This window comes from Romboutsia sp. 1001713B170131_170501_G6 (assembly GCF_015668195.1).
Taxonomy (GTDB): domain Bacteria; phylum Bacillota; class Clostridia; order Peptostreptococcales; family Peptostreptococcaceae; genus Romboutsia_C.
Genome location: NZ_JADPFC010000001.1, coordinates 286,090 through 300,439, shown reverse-complemented (window position 1 = coordinate 300,439; position 14,350 = coordinate 286,090). Strand labels below are relative to the sequence as shown.

Genomic DNA, 14,350 nt, shown 5'->3' with positions numbered 1-14,350 from the left:
TTATGTTTTTTTAATAATTTCATAATATGAATAAATTTTATATTCTATTTATACGGACAAAAAACAAATACTTTATATATTAAATATTTTTTTGTATTTAATATATAAAAATAAAGCATATGAAGCTATTTAATATGTTTATAATAGACTCATATGCTTTATTTTTATATTTTTTTTATACTGTAGTCTTTAGATCGCTTACTTTTGTATTCATTTAAAAGAAAAGTAATAGTTTGAATTATTTCATACTCACTAGGTAATATTATTACACGTCTTGAATCTAATACAAACTTAGTTTCCTTAGTTACAAGAGTATTACTAGATACTTTCTTATTTACGCTCCCCTTCATATCCATAAGAAGTTTAGTAACTTCACCCTTTGTAATATTTTTTAGTATAAGTTTTACTTCTTTTTCAGTTAATAAATTATCATAGCTAACTTTTTCTATTTCTTCATCGAATAATTCCATTATGGATGATGTACTATTTTTTACATATTTTTTCATGATAAAGTTTACACTTTTTATCATAATAAAAGCAACTATAGACATTGTAATAGCATTTAATAATAAATATACTATTTCATTTGAAATATTTTTCCCAAAATTAGTAGCAATCTGCACAATCATAAATCCTAGTAATCCACCTAAGAAACCTAGTGGTAAATCTAAACTTTTTAAAATCTTACGTTTTGGATTTAAATCATTTTCTTCAATTTCGTTATCTATGCTATAATTTTTAGATTTATATAGTTCTACATCAATTAAATTCTCTATTGAAGATATACTCTTTGCAAATTTTAAGTACTCAGCTTCATCTAAGTCTTCATCTAGAGTTACTCCATATATAAAATCTTCACCATAAACTTTTATAGATCTAATTACTGCTTTTTCTAAAGCTTCAATCTTACTTTCTCCATTCCAAATAGACAGTGCATACTCTATACCTCCAGATATACCAAGTATATGTTCACATTCTATACTTCCATCTATCTCAAAAAAATCTAAACCTTTAATTTTTCCATCTATAGCTAATTCTTTAGCTTGATTATAACTTATAGTACCTCTTTTTAATATTTCTTTAGGATTCATATCCTTTTGAGCTATACCTTCTTTAATCCTATCTTGAAAATCACTTATAGCTTCCTCATATTTATCAAAAGGTATCTCTATATTAACTGGTGATCCATCTTCATTTACATATCTTAGCATCCCATAATTTAAACAAGCATCTACACACCTTTCCCCCGTGCTGCTGTATTTACTTTTTAATATTTTTGCCATGTGCTGCTAACCATCCTTTACTATATAGGTTCTTAGCTTAAAGTTTTTACTAACTCTTCTTCTCCTAGTATACTTGTTATTCTTATACCGAAATTTCTATCTACTACTACAACTTGTCCATAACCTATTTTTCTTCCATTTACATATATTTCTACTTCTTGATCTTCGAATGTATCTAATTCTATTAAAGACCCTTTAGATAGTTCGAATATATCTTTTAAAGACATCTTAGTTCTTCCAAGTATAGCACTAACTTTTAATTCTATATCTAATACTCTATCAAATTTTTCACTCATATTCTATCCTTCCTTTCTTATAGAGTTTGTTATTATAACACCTCTTTTATTTTTTATAAGTCCAGGTTTACACTTAAATGCTTTAGCCCCTGCAACATACAAGTCTAAATCTCCGGCTACTTTTGTATCTAGTGATAAAATATCTCCAACTTGTAAGTTTAATAAATCTTCAACACTTATATTTGTTTCACCTAGCCTAGCTACTATATCTACATTTGCACCACAAACATTGTTATAAATTGCATTTGTAAATTCAAAATCATATTCTATATTCTTATTTCTAAATAATATCTTTGTTTCTAATTGGTCTAATATTGGCTCCATACAACTATAAGGGTTGCAAAAACGCATTTTACCAATTTCTTTGTCTCCATACATCATTTTCATATGAGCTATAAGTACTGATTCACTTACTGGATACTTTTTACTAGCACCTGCATTTGAATGTACTCTTAATACTTCTCTTGATTTACAAGTTTCAACTATATATAATCTAGTTAACAATTTTGTGCATAAATGGAAAATTAATTGCTTGTCAATTTCTGTTAAATCTCTGTCATAATTTTCAAATATTCCATCTCCACCTAACATTAAATCTATGTATGTTAATGCTACAGATTTATCAATTTGATAAATAAGATCCTTTACTAGTGGCTGTATTGCATGTTCTACGATAACTGATTTTGGACTTATTGAGTTAATAAATTCTTCATAATTTGTTTGTTCTACTTTTTCAACCTTACAAGTTATGTTAGGTCTTTTTAACTCATATGCTAAAAATAAATTTGTATTTTTGCAATAGTCTTCAGATATAACAGATAAAAATCTCATGTTATCAGTTGAATATCTTTGTGGTTTTTTAAAATCATATGTTTTTACATTTTGTTCCATAAACTATATATATCTAAAATATATAATTATACATTTTAGAATACTAACTCCTTTCTATAAGTATTTATCTACTTTGTAGATTATTTATCATACTCCACATATCATCAGTAGCTTGTAGCCCCTTACTGTTAAATTGGAAACTTCTCTGAGCTATGATTAAGTCTGTCATTTCAGTTTCCATATTTACATTAGACATCTCTACATATCCTTGTAGTATATTTGAATTAGTTACTAACTCAATTTTAGCCCCGTCTCTTAGGTTAAATAAATTATCACCTGTAGGAATCAAATCTTTATCTCCTTGGACTTTATATAAATTTATCTTCCCAACTTCTTTTTTATCCACAAATATTTCTCCTAATTTATTTATACTTACTTCTCCTTTTGATAAATCAGCATCATTTCCATTTAACACTTGTATATCTAATTTATTTCCCTTGTCGTCAACTAAATCACCATTTGAATCTACATTAAATTCTCCATTTCTTGTATAACTAAATGTACCATTTGGATTTACAACTCTAAAAAACCCATCTCCATCTATAGCTAAATTACTTTTTATTCCTGTATCCTTTATTGCTCCTTGGGATAAGTTTCTAAAAGATTGAGATACTTTTACTCCAGTACCAGTATTATTATTATTATTATGTGGATAGTAGCTTCTATCTAATGTCTCATTATACAAATCTAAAAAACCAATGTCTAATTTCTTATATCCTGTGGTCTGTGCATTTACCATATTATTTGAAGTTATCTCTATTTTCCCTTGACTTGCAGACATTGCAGATACGCTATTTTTCATTATATTGTACATATTTTATCTCCCTTATCTTACTGTTCCAATTTCATTTGCTACTTTACTAAGAGTAGAATCTATTGTTTGTATAACCTTTTGATTTGCTTCAAATAGTTTTACAGTTTCCATTAATGATGACATTGTACCTATACTATCAACATTTGAACCTTCTAAATAACCTTGTTTTATTTTTATATTATTGGTTTTTATTTCATTTTTACCATTGTATAGATTATTTCCACTCTTTATTAAATCATGTTTATTATCAAACTTAACTATATTAAAATCATACATTTTATTACCATCTATGCTTATACTATTATCTGGGTTTATAACTAACTTTCCATGTCCAACATATATAGGCTCTGAATTATTTGTATTTCTATTTGTTCCAAGTACATAATCCCCTGATTTTGTTACTAAATACCCTTGATTATCAATATTAAAAGATCCATTTCTTGTATAAAATGTTTTATTATTATGATCTAATACCTTGAAAAATCCATCTCCATCTATAGCAAAGTCAGTATTGTTTTCAGTTGAAATATGCGTTCCTTGTTTATGATTTGTAACATTCTCATCTATTCTCGTACCAAAGCTTAATCCACCTATTTTTTGGTTATGAGGCATTCCATTTATGTAATTGTCGTTATTTGATAGCATAATTTCATCAAAACTTTTCTCAACTAAAGTATCTTCTTTGTAACCTACAGTATTTACATTGGCTAAATTATTTGTAACAATACTTTGTTTAGCCTCTAATGTCATCATTGCAGATACAGATGTATATAGTCCTCTTATCACTTTTTCTCCCTCCAATTAGTCTATATATTTTAACTTCTTCATAGCTAACTTTAAATTCTTTATGGCTCTACTATTTAATTGGGATACTCTAGACTCAGAAACCCCTAATATTAATCCTATCTCTTTTAGTGTTAATTCCTCATAATAGTATAAAGATAAAACAAGTCTATCTTTTTCTTTAAGGGTATCTATAGCCTTTGCCATTATTTCTCGTAGCTCATCTTTTTCAACTAAGTGTGTCGGAGATAACTCTTCTTTTTCTTTTAAAGTATCTATAAGTTTAACTTCATTTTCATCATCAAAAATTACATTATCAAGATATACATTGTTTAAATCTAACATTTTTACATTTATATCATTAATTTCATTTTTACTAACACCCATATGATTTGCTATTTCATCTATAGTTGGTTTTCTAAAAAATTTATTTTGTAAAATTTCTACAGCCTTATTATATTCTTTTATTTTGCTCATATACATTCTGGATATAGGTGAATATTTTCTTATTTCATCAATTATATAAGATGATATTCTTATAGATGCATAAGTTGAAAATTTTACTCCTCTACTTTCATCAAACTTATTAGTTGCATCTATAAGTCCCATGACTCCATAACTAACTAAATCTTCATATTCCATTCCCATTTTGCTCGTATAGTATTTTGATGCAATATGCTTAACAAGAGGCATATTACTAACTATAAGTTCTTCTTGTTGATGTGATTTCATTATTACATTCCTCCATATTATATATTTACTACACCTTGAGCTTTTATCTGAATATCACTTGGAACTTCATTAAGAGATAGTACTGAGACATTTGGGAATACAATCTCAACTAATTTTCTAAAAGGTGCTCTTATCTTTGGTGATACCAGTAGTACTGGTCTGTTATTCGTAAAGTTAACTTCTTCTATTATCATTTGTATACTATTAAATATTTTATTAGTAGTGTCTGGGTCTATAGCTGGATATGTTCCATTTACTGACCTTTGAAGATTATTTCCGATTAAATTTTCTATTTCCATAGATAATGTAGCTACTGTAATAGAGTTATCCTCATCTATTAATTCCGAGCATATGCTTCTACTCATTGCCATTCTTACATATTCGGTTAAAAGTTCTATATCTTTAGTATTTCTTGCATTATCTGCTAAAGTTTCTAAAATAGTTACCCTATCTTTTATAGCAATTTTTTCTTTAAGAAGGTTTTTAAATACCTTTTGAATTTCACCTAATGTCATTAAATCTGGAATTAATTCTTCAACAACAGCACTATATCTTTCTTTTGTTTCATCTATTATCTCCTTGACCTCTTGTCGTCCTAAAAGTTCATGAGACTTTGACTTTATAACTTCTAATAGATGTGTTACCAAAATTGTAGTAGGATCTACAACTGTAAACCCATATAATTCAGCTTCTTCTGCCTTATCTTTATTTATCCATAAAGCATCAAGACCAAATGTAGGTTCTTTTGTTTGTATACCTTCTATACTTGAATCTATTCCCATTGGATTCATACAAAGTAGCATAGATGGCATTAAATCATATGTTGCTACTGCAATTCCTTTTATTTTTATACTGTATTGGTTTGAGTTTAATTGTAAATTATCTCTTATTCTTATTGGTTGAACTATTATACCCATATCAATAGCACATTGTCTTCTTACTGATACAATTCTTTGTAGTAAGTCTCCGCCATTAGTTTCGTCTACTAGGGGAATTAGACCATATCCTATTTCTACTTCTATTGGTTCTACATTTATTAACTTAGATACATCTTCTGCATTTTCTAAACTAGCTTGAGCATCTTCTTCTTTATATTCTAAGTCATATGATTCTGCTTCTTTTTCTTTTTCTGCTTTATTTAATAAAAATGAAATCCCTACTGCTCCTATACCTAATGAGAAAAATGATAGTTTTGGAAGCCCTGGTAAAAAACCTAATACTATAAGAACTATTCCTGTCATTCCTATAGCTTTAGGTATAGATATTAATTGTTTTCCTAGTAAATTTCCAAAGCTTTCATCTGAATCTGATCTAGTTACTAATATACCTGCTGATGTAGATATTAGTAGTGCTGGTATTTGACTAACTAAACCATCTCCTATTGTAAGTCTAATATATGTTTGCACAGATTCTGAAAAACTCATCCCAAGCATTATAACACCTATAATAATTCCACCTAGTACATTTATAGTTGTTATTATTATACCTGCTATGGCATCTCCCTTTACAAATTTAGATGCTCCATCCATAGCCCCATAAAAATCTGCTTCTTGTTGTAATTCTCTTCTTCTAATTCTTGCCGTTTTTTCATCTATTGTACCTGAGTTTAAATCAGCATCTATACTCATTTGTTTACCTGGCATGGCATCTAGAGTAAATCTTGCTGAAACTTCAGATACTCTACTTGAACCATTTGTTATGACTATAAACTGAATAATTATTATAATTAAAAATATTATTACTCCAACTACATAATTGCCACCTACAACGAAACTTCCAAATGATTCTATTACATTTCCTGCATAACCTTGACCTAATATAAGTCTTGTAGATGATATATTTAGAGCTAGTCTAAATAAGGTTGTAACAAGCAATATAGTAGGAAATATTGATAGTTGTAATATATTAGTTGAAAAAAGTGTAAGTAATAATATTAGTAATGAAAATGCTATATTTAATGTTAGCATTACATCCAATAGAAATGGAGGTAGTGGTATTATTATCATTAAAACAATACCGATTATTCCAAATCCTACTATTATATCAAATCTTTTCTTCAAATCTAGTTTTTCCATCTATGACCTCTTTTTAACTATTTGTATTTATTTTTAATTTTATAAACAGCCACTAATACTTCTGCTACTGCTTGATACATTTCTTCTGGTATTTCTTGATCTATTTCTACCTCTTTATATATAAGTCTTGCTAGAGGTTTATTTTCTAAAATAGGTATATCATGTTCCTTGGCTATTTCTCTTATTTTAAATGCTACTACATCAGCTCCTTTTGCAACAACTATAGGAGTTGTATCTTTTCCTCTTTCATACCTTATTGCTATAGATATGTGTGTTGGATTTGTTACTATTACGGTAGCTGATGGAACAGCTTGCATCATTCTCTTACTAGCCATTTCTCTTTGTCTTTGTTTTATCTTTCCTTTTATATGAGGATCTCCTTCAACTTGCTTAAATTCCTCTTTTACTTCTTGTTTCGTCATTTTTAAACTTTTTTTATAACTATACTTTTGATATGCAAAATCAATTACTGCTATTATTACTACTGCTAAAACTATATTTATTAGCAAATCTTTTATTATATTTACTATAGTGTATATAAGGTATGGAAGATGTATATCTCCACTGTTCATTATTAATTCGAATTTTTTTTTCATAAAACTGTATCCTATTTCAAAAAGTACAGCTATTACAACTACACTTTTAATCAACATTCCTACAGATTTCATAGAAAACATATTTTTAAATCCATTTATAGGATTAAGTTTTGAAAATTTTGGCTTAATGCTCTCAAAGTTAAACATAAATCCTGTTTGCATAACATTTCCTATTACGGAAAATACAATTATTATTAATCCTATTGGTAAAAATAACTTCATAAATGAGATTATTAAATTTACTGTCAAAGTTTGTAATATGTTATAATCCATATTAAATTTAAAATCGCTACTTAAATAATGTATTATATTATTTTTAAAATCTGATATCATATAGTTTGACATTGTACCAATTATAACTAATATGGCTATTAGGGTTATTGCAGTTGTTACTTCTTTACTTTTAGCTACATTACCCTTTTTTCTAGCGTCTTTCTTCTTTTTTGATGTAGGCTCTTCTGTTTTATCACCGCTAGAAGATAAAATCATACCTACAGGTCCGATAGAGCTTAATACTCCATGCTTTACTTTTAAAGTTCCATCTAGTATGGATGGTAGTTGATTAAATAAGTTATGAATTTCTTTTAGTATAAATGGCATTCCTATAATAAAAACTGCTATTCCTACTAAAAGTTTAATTGGCATTCCTATAACCATTACATTAAATTGTGGAACACTTCTTGATATTAATCCCATTGTTATCTCAGTTATTATTAAGCAAAGTACAATAGGAACTGCTATTTTAAAACCAATTGCAAAATATTCAATAAATACATTTATTACGTAATTGAAATTTCCAATCAGTATAGATTTTCCTACGGGTATTATCTCGAAGCTATGTTGAATTCCTTCTATTAAACTATGATGTCCATTCATAGTAAAAAATACTAAAATCCCTATCCAATACATTATATTTTCTATAAGTGTTGATTGATTTTTACTGTTAGGATCATATATGTTTATCATAGATAATCCCAACTGTTGATCTATTAAACTACCTACAATTTTTAAGCTATTAAAACACAAACTTGTTATAAATCCCAATACTAATCCTGTTATTATTTCAACTATACTGTAATTTATTAATTGTAAAACTGTAGTAATGTGTACATTTATATGTACCGTAAAAGCTATTATTGTAGACATAAATAATGAAAATACTACTTTAAATATATTGGGTGTTCCTGCAGGAAATATTACATTTATGATAGCAAAAAAGGTTATTATTCTAATAAATATAAATATCAATTTTTTATCCTTTTATATTAGCTATTATACTCATTATTTTTGTTGTGAATTTTATAAGTTCCTGCATCATCCAATTTCCACCTAAAGCTAATGTTAGTGCTATAACTATCAACTTAGGTACAAAAGTTAATGTTTGTTCTTGAATCTGAGTAGTTGCTTGAAATACACTTACTAGTAGTCCAACAACTAAAGATAGTATAAGAATTGGACCTCCCACCAACATACTTGTATATAATGCTTCTTTTACTATACTCATTACCATAGTTTCATTCATAATATTCTCCTTGTTATTTAAAGCTTAAAAGTAAAGATTTTATTAATAGATTCCATCCATCTACCATAATAAATAGTAGTAATTTAAAAGGTAATGAAATCATAACCGGAGGGAGCATAAACATCCCCATAGACATAAGTGTACTTGATACCACTAAATCTATTAATAAAAATGGTAAATATATTAAAAATCCTATTTGAAAAGCTGTTTTTAATTCACTTATAGCAAATGCTGGGACTAATATATATAATGGAATATCATCTCTTGTAACTTTTTTTCCATCCATATTAGACATTTCTAAAAATAATTTTATATCTTTTTCTCTTGTCTGCTTTAATAAAAATTTTCTTACAGGTACTTCAGCTTTTTCTATAGCTTCTTTAAATTCAACCTTTTTTTCCATGTAAGGCTTTATCGCAGTTTTATTTATATCACTTATAGTAGGTGCCATTATAAATATGGTAAGTGCCATGGCTATACCAATTAAAATCTGATTAGGTATAGATTGCTGTGCTCCTAATGCTGATTTTAAAAATGAGAGTGTAATAATTATTCTAACAAAACTTGTCATCATAAATATTACAGTTGGCAAAAACATTAAAAATGTTAAAACTATAAATAATTTTATTAAAGGAGCTAAATGTTGCTGATTTTTTAACATCATACTAGCGAAATCTTCCATATTTATTCCTCTTTAAGTTTAGTTTATCTATCTTGTATTTACTAAGATTTAAATTATTGTAATCTGATTTATTTATTTTAAGATTTTTATATTTTAATTTATTTTTCAATAAATTATATTTCTTATATCTTGGAGCAAACTGCCCTAAGTTTATTTCAGAATCATCTTTTATTTTTTCTATTGAATTTATTTCTTCTTTAGTTAAATCTTTAATTTTGTCTACTTTAGAAGGTGATGATACTAATACACATCCCTCATCACCTATCTTTAAAACAAATACATCTATGTCTTTTTTTAAATTTGTAACTTCTAAAACTTTAGTGTATTTTTTACCTGTAATAGTTGACATACTTGCTTTACTTAATCTTAAAGAAATTATTATTAATATTATAATTAGTGGTACAAATATCAATAAATTTATTATATATTGCAACATATTATCCATGATGATGATTATCACTTCTCCTTTTGCTCAACAATTAAAATATCTACTCTCCTATTTGTTGCTCTATTTTCTGGAGTATCATTTTTAACTAATGGTTTGAATTCTCCATATCCTTTTGCAGAGAATCTAATAGGATCTAGTTTTTGATCATCTACGAAATATTCAACTACACCTACAGCTCTTGCAGTTGATAACTCCCAGTTAGAAGCAAACTCTTTATTATGCATAGGAACATCATCTGTATGACCTTCAACTAAGACATCATTATCAGTGCTTTTTATTATAGTCGCTATTCCGTCTAGCACTTTTTTTCTATCTTCTTTTAAATTTGCTTTTCCTGGGTCAAATAATATATTTTCTCCTAATTGTAATACTATACCCCTGTCTTCTTCTCTAACTTTTATGTCATCTTTAAGACCTTTTTCATCTATTATTTTATTTAATTTTTTAGATAAATTTTCGTATTTTGATACTAATTTATCTCCATCTTTTTCTATAGCTACCTTTAGCTGGTCTATATTTTTTAAATCAGTTACTTTTGTACTTCCTTGAAGTGAGTTTTTTAATGCAGCAGTTAACTCATTAAGTTTTTGAGTATCTACTGCAGACATTGAATATAGCAATATAAAAAATGTAAGAAGTAAAGTTATTGTATCGGCATATGTGTCCATCCACGCATTTGTGTTGACATCATCACCTTTCTTTTTTTTACGCGCCATCTAAATCTGCTACCTTTTCATTTCCTTCTCTTTTATAATACTTTGCTCTTTCTTTGTCATCTAAGAATGCTATTAATTTTTCTTCTATTACTCTTGTACTTTCTCCATTTTGTATACTGCTAATTCCACAAATCATCATTTCCATAAACACAACTTCTTTTTCACCTTTTCCTTCTATATTAAATCCTATAGGGTTTAATACTGCATTTGAGAATAGTGCACCGTAAAAAGTTGTTATTAATGCTTTTGACATACCACTTGCTATTACTTCAGGAGAACCCATGTCTGTAAGCATTTGTATTAGACCTATTAGTGTACCAACCATACCAAATGCTGGTGCATAAGATCCCCATACTTTAAACATTTTAGACCCGCCTGAGTAAAGTACTTCTTTTTCTGCTATTTCTGTTTCTAATATTTCTTTTATACTTTCAGTGTCCACACCGTCTATTACTAATTCTAATCCTTTTTTTAAAAATTCATCTTCTATCTGCGAAACTTCCTCTTCTATAGCTAGCACTCCATCTTTTCTTATCTTTTTAGAAATTTCTTTAAACTGGTCTACTAAATCCATTTTGTATAAATTATTTGATGTTGTACATAACTTAAAGTACTTAGGAATCTTTTTTATATCAGCAATCGAAAATGTTACTAATACTGCAGAAAATGATCCTCCTAATGTTATTGCTAAAGAGGGCATATCTATAAATGGTTTGATTCCAGTACCCCCCATAGATATTCCAAACATTACAAGAGCAAAAGCTAGTACTAGTCCTATTGGTGTTAAAATATCAAGCTTTTTCATTTCTTTATGTTTCTCCTCTTTTATCTCTTAAGGTTTATTATCTCTTGTAATAATTCATCACTAGTTGTTATAACTTTACTAGAAGCTTGGAAAGCTCTTGTTGTAACTATCATTTCTGTAAATTCTTCTGATAAATCCACGTTAGACATTTCTATAGCTCCTTGGTTAATTTGACCATGAACAGCTGTTTTTAAAGGTTGTCCTGAGTTGGCAGATTCTGAATAAAGATTTCCTCCTAATAACTTTAATCCTTCTGGATTTTGGAAAACTGCTATTTTAAGCTTTTGCTGCGTTCCTTTAACTATATTTCCATTTTTATCAACTAATGGCATCTTTGTACCATCTTCTAATAAATAAGATATTTTACCTTCCTTATCTATATTAAAAGATAAAACTTTTTTAACATTCTTAGCTCCATCTGGTGCTGGATTTCCATTTGCATCTACTGCCTTTGGTATTTCTATAGGATTTCCATCTTCTCCTAATACTTTATAACCATCAGCTGTTACTAAATTACCATTTAAATCTAAACTAAATGATCCATCTCTTGTATATGCATATTGATTAACTCCTGTTTGAACTGTAAAAAAACCATCTCCATCCATAGCTAAATCTGTTGGTCTTCCTGTTGGTTGTATAGGTCCTTGTATCATATTTTTAAAGATACCACTAACTTTAGTACCTATACCAACTTGTCCAGGGTTTACTCCACCAATTACTCCACCTGGAGCACTTGCATATAAAAATGTTTGGTTTAAAGCATCAGAAAATCTTGCAGATTCTTTTTTAAATGCACTTGTTCCAACATTCGCAACATTATTACCAACAACATCCATCTTAGTTTGGTTTGCTTTCATACCGCTTATTCCTGAGTACATTGATCTTAACATAAAACTAATCTCCCTTAACTTCTAATTTTTTTCATTTATTTTTATTAAAGCTGCATATTCAATAGATGCAACCTCTCCTGTATCTTTATCTTTTATGTCCATATATACAGTCCCATCTTTTATATGAACACCTTCTACCATACCTTTTATAGTTTTATTTTCTGACTTTGTGTTATTTGAACTTTCATTTAATTTTGTTTCATTCATTTCGACTTCCTTACCTATTAAAGATGTCGCAGAATTTAATGCTGAATTAGTTAATAATCCACTAGTCATTCCCATCATTTGTTCCATATTATGATTAAGAGTCATTGTCTGTTCTAGCATAGTAAATTGAGATAATTGTGTTACATATTGAGTGGGATCTTGAGGATTAAAAGGATCTTGATTTTGCATTTGAGCAACTAGCATTTTTAAAAATAATTCTTTATTATTTTCTTCTCCCGGCATTATTATAGGAGTGTTATTTTCTGTTTTTTGACTTTTTTGATTTTTAGATACTTTTTTGCTTCCCATTATATCTTGTTTATTCATACTTACTAATCCACTCATTTTATATTCTCCTATACTAATATATTTAGATTATCTTCTTCTATATTAGAGATTTCATTTATTTCTTCTAACATAATATCTCTTATACGTCTTTGGTTATTTTTTTGTCTTTCTTGCTGGCTATTTTTATTATTAAAATTTTGGTTTAGATTATCTGAAAATACATTTTGATTTTCTGAATTTATATTTATTGATACATCTTTTACTTTTATATTCATGTCATTCAAATGTTTAGTTATATCATTTATATTTTTATTTACCAAGTCGAATATATTATTTTTACTAACTGTTATAGATAAACTATTTTCGTCTCCATGCTTTACAAGTTTTATAGTCATCTCTCCTAATTCTATTGGATTAACTTTAATTTTTATTTCTTCATTACCACTTCTTTTTAAGTAGTTTACTGTTTTTATAATATCTTCACTTATAAATGTTTTTCTAATCTCTTTAACTGAACTATCATTTAAATTATATGTATTTTCATTATTTAAAATATTGTTTGTATTTAGATTTCCTATACTTCCTTTATTAAGGATGTCTTCTAACTTACTTATTTGCAAATCATTTTTATCTAAACCACTACTTTGATTTAAGTTTTTTTTATTTATTAATGAATTAATTTCTAATTCTCTATACTTAGTTTCCTTTATTAAGTCATTTTTTTTATAACTTTTATTATCTTCAAAACCACTATTTAATAATTCATCACTATTTGAAGTTATCTTTGATTTGATATTATTGCTACTTTTATTTTCATTTATATCAAATTTTTTTATTATATTTTCTGTATCATTATTTATTTTTTCTAATAAATCATTTAATTTTTCTTTATCATTATTACTTAATAAATTAGACTTAAGTTCAATGTCATTTAAAGTATTTTCTAAAGTTTCTAATTTTTCTTTATTATTTATATTTATTTCTAAATTACTTTTATCTATATTAATAGAATCAAAAATAACTTGTATATTATTGATACTTTCATTTAACCCTTCTACATTTTTGCATTCTTTTAATTCATCATTTACAAAATTATATATGTATTTAAGATTAAATATTATATTTTGAAGGAGATTAAAATCAATGTCCTTTTTACTAGATTCATCTTTATTGAAATTTAAGCTCAAATCTTCAAGATTTGATTCTATTTCGCCAAAAAAACAATTGACTATATCTTTACTTCCTTCTATTTTTTTTAAAGTATTTTCTTTTGCGTTAGTCATTGTTTTTATAGACATATTTAAATTCATATTAATTCACCT

Annotated in this window: 16 protein-coding genes; all 16 read right to left on the bottom strand. The window is 27.1% G+C overall.

Annotated elements, in window-relative coordinates:
* Window positions 1-164 precede the first annotated feature (164 nt).
* A complete protein-coding gene (locus tag I4U89_RS01510) occupies window positions 165-1,283 on the bottom strand; it encodes a hypothetical protein (RefSeq protein ID WP_195937915.1) in 1,119 nt (372 codons plus the stop codon).
* Between the two features lie 32 nt (window positions 1,284-1,315).
* A complete protein-coding gene (gene fliN / locus I4U89_RS01505; RefSeq protein ID WP_092926849.1) occupies window positions 1,316-1,579 on the bottom strand; it encodes a flagellar motor switch protein FliN in 264 nt (87 codons plus the stop codon).
* Between the two features lie 3 nt (window positions 1,580-1,582).
* Window positions 1,583-2,470, bottom strand: coding sequence for a flagellar motor switch protein FliM (locus I4U89_RS01500; protein ID WP_195937914.1), 888 nt, complete (start codon window positions 2,468-2,470; stop codon window positions 1,583-1,585).
* Between the two features lie 64 nt (window positions 2,471-2,534).
* Entirely contained in the window at window positions 2,535-3,284 is a 750-nt protein-coding gene (locus tag I4U89_RS01495; RefSeq protein ID WP_195937913.1) for a flagellar hook-basal body complex protein, read from the bottom strand.
* Between the two features lie 12 nt (window positions 3,285-3,296).
* On the bottom strand, window positions 3,297-4,070 hold the full coding sequence (locus tag I4U89_RS01490) for a flagellar hook-basal body complex protein (RefSeq protein ID WP_195937912.1): 774 nt from the start codon (window positions 4,068-4,070) through the stop codon (window positions 3,297-3,299).
* A gap of 15 nt (window positions 4,071-4,085) precedes the next feature.
* On the bottom strand, window positions 4,086-4,799 hold the full coding sequence (locus I4U89_RS01485; protein ID WP_195937911.1) for a sigma-70 family RNA polymerase sigma factor: 714 nt from the start codon (window positions 4,797-4,799) through the stop codon (window positions 4,086-4,088).
* Window positions 4,800-4,816: 17 nt separating this feature from the next.
* Window positions 4,817-6,874, bottom strand: a complete 2,058-nt coding sequence (gene flhA / locus I4U89_RS01480; RefSeq protein WP_195937910.1) for a flagellar biosynthesis protein FlhA — start codon at window positions 6,872-6,874, stop codon at window positions 4,817-4,819.
* A 17-nt stretch (window positions 6,875-6,891) separates the two neighbouring features.
* Window positions 6,892-8,718, bottom strand: a complete 1,827-nt coding sequence (locus I4U89_RS01475; protein WP_195937909.1) for a fused FliR family export protein/FlhB family type III secretion system protein — start codon at window positions 8,716-8,718, stop codon at window positions 6,892-6,894.
* A 4-nt stretch (window positions 8,719-8,722) separates the two neighbouring features.
* Window positions 8,723-8,992, bottom strand: a complete 270-nt coding sequence (gene fliQ / locus I4U89_RS01470; protein ID WP_195937908.1) for a flagellar biosynthesis protein FliQ — start codon at window positions 8,990-8,992, stop codon at window positions 8,723-8,725.
* Window positions 8,993-9,005: 13 nt separating this feature from the next.
* Window positions 9,006-9,674: a flagellar type III secretion system pore protein FliP gene (gene fliP, locus I4U89_RS01465; protein ID WP_092926865.1), complete on the bottom strand. Its 669-nt coding sequence runs from the start codon at window positions 9,672-9,674 to the stop codon at window positions 9,006-9,008.
* Window positions 9,658-10,119, bottom strand: a complete 462-nt coding sequence (locus I4U89_RS01460; RefSeq protein WP_195937907.1) for a hypothetical protein — start codon at window positions 10,117-10,119, stop codon at window positions 9,658-9,660. Before I4U89_RS01460 ends, fliP begins: the two co-directional genes overlap by 17 nt.
* An 11-nt stretch (window positions 10,120-10,130) precedes the next feature.
* Entirely contained in the window at window positions 10,131-10,838 is a 708-nt protein-coding gene (locus tag I4U89_RS01455; RefSeq protein WP_195937906.1) for an OmpA family protein, read from the bottom strand.
* Window positions 10,828-11,643: a motility protein A gene (locus I4U89_RS01450; protein ID WP_195937905.1), complete on the bottom strand. Its 816-nt coding sequence runs from the start codon at window positions 11,641-11,643 to the stop codon at window positions 10,828-10,830. Before I4U89_RS01450 ends, I4U89_RS01455 begins: the two co-directional genes overlap by 11 nt.
* 20 nt (window positions 11,644-11,663) lie before the next feature.
* On the bottom strand, window positions 11,664-12,533 hold the full coding sequence (locus tag I4U89_RS01445; RefSeq protein WP_166505001.1) for a flagellar hook-basal body complex protein: 870 nt from the start codon (window positions 12,531-12,533) through the stop codon (window positions 11,664-11,666).
* Window positions 12,534-12,554: 21 nt separating this feature from the next.
* A complete protein-coding gene (locus tag I4U89_RS01440; RefSeq protein ID WP_195937904.1) occupies window positions 12,555-13,085 on the bottom strand; it encodes a flagellar hook assembly protein FlgD in 531 nt (176 codons plus the stop codon).
* Between the two features lie 11 nt (window positions 13,086-13,096).
* The gene (locus I4U89_RS01435) at window positions 13,097-14,338 is read right to left on the bottom strand and encodes a flagellar hook-length control protein FliK (RefSeq protein ID WP_195937903.1); all 1,242 of its coding nucleotides are present in this window, start codon (window positions 14,336-14,338) and stop codon (window positions 13,097-13,099) included.
* Window positions 14,339-14,350 lie beyond the last annotated feature (12 nt).

Bases quoted from the DNA above. Each gene is read 5' to 3' on its own strand.
- I4U89_RS01510 (WP_195937915.1), bottom strand. From the start codon at position 1,283: ATGGCAAAAATATTAAAAAGTAAATACAGCAGCACGGGGGAAAGGTGT.
- fliN (WP_092926849.1), bottom strand. From the start codon at position 1,579: ATGAGTGAAAAATTTGATAGAGTATTAGATATAGAATTAAAAGTTAGT.
- I4U89_RS01500 (WP_195937914.1), bottom strand. From the start codon at position 2,470: ATGGAACAAAATGTAAAAACATATGATTTTAAAAAACCACAAAGATAT.
- I4U89_RS01495 (WP_195937913.1), bottom strand. From the start codon at position 3,284: ATGTACAATATAATGAAAAATAGCGTATCTGCAATGTCTGCAAGTCAA.
- I4U89_RS01485 (WP_195937911.1), bottom strand. From the start codon at position 4,799: ATGAAATCACATCAACAAGAAGAACTTATAGTTAGTAATATGCCTCTT.
- flhA (WP_195937910.1), bottom strand. From the start codon at position 6,874: ATGGAAAAACTAGATTTGAAGAAAAGATTTGATATAATAGTAGGATTT.
- fliQ (WP_195937908.1), bottom strand. From the start codon at position 8,992: ATGAATGAAACTATGGTAATGAGTATAGTAAAAGAAGCATTATATACA.
- fliP (WP_092926865.1), bottom strand. From the start codon at position 9,674: ATGGAAGATTTCGCTAGTATGATGTTAAAAAATCAGCAACATTTAGCT.
- I4U89_RS01460 (WP_195937907.1), bottom strand. From the start codon at position 10,119: ATGGATAATATGTTGCAATATATAATAAATTTATTGATATTTGTACCA.
- I4U89_RS01455 (WP_195937906.1), bottom strand. From the start codon at position 10,838: ATGGCGCGTAAAAAAAAGAAAGGTGATGATGTCAACACAAATGCGTGG.
- I4U89_RS01450 (WP_195937905.1), bottom strand. From the start codon at position 11,643: ATGAAAAAGCTTGATATTTTAACACCAATAGGACTAGTACTAGCTTTT.
- I4U89_RS01445 (WP_166505001.1), bottom strand. From the start codon at position 12,533: ATGTTAAGATCAATGTACTCAGGAATAAGCGGTATGAAAGCAAACCAA.
- I4U89_RS01440 (WP_195937904.1), bottom strand. From the start codon at position 13,085: ATGAGTGGATTAGTAAGTATGAATAAACAAGATATAATGGGAAGCAAA.
- I4U89_RS01435 (WP_195937903.1), bottom strand. From the start codon at position 14,338: ATGAATTTAAATATGTCTATAAAAACAATGACTAACGCAAAAGAAAAT.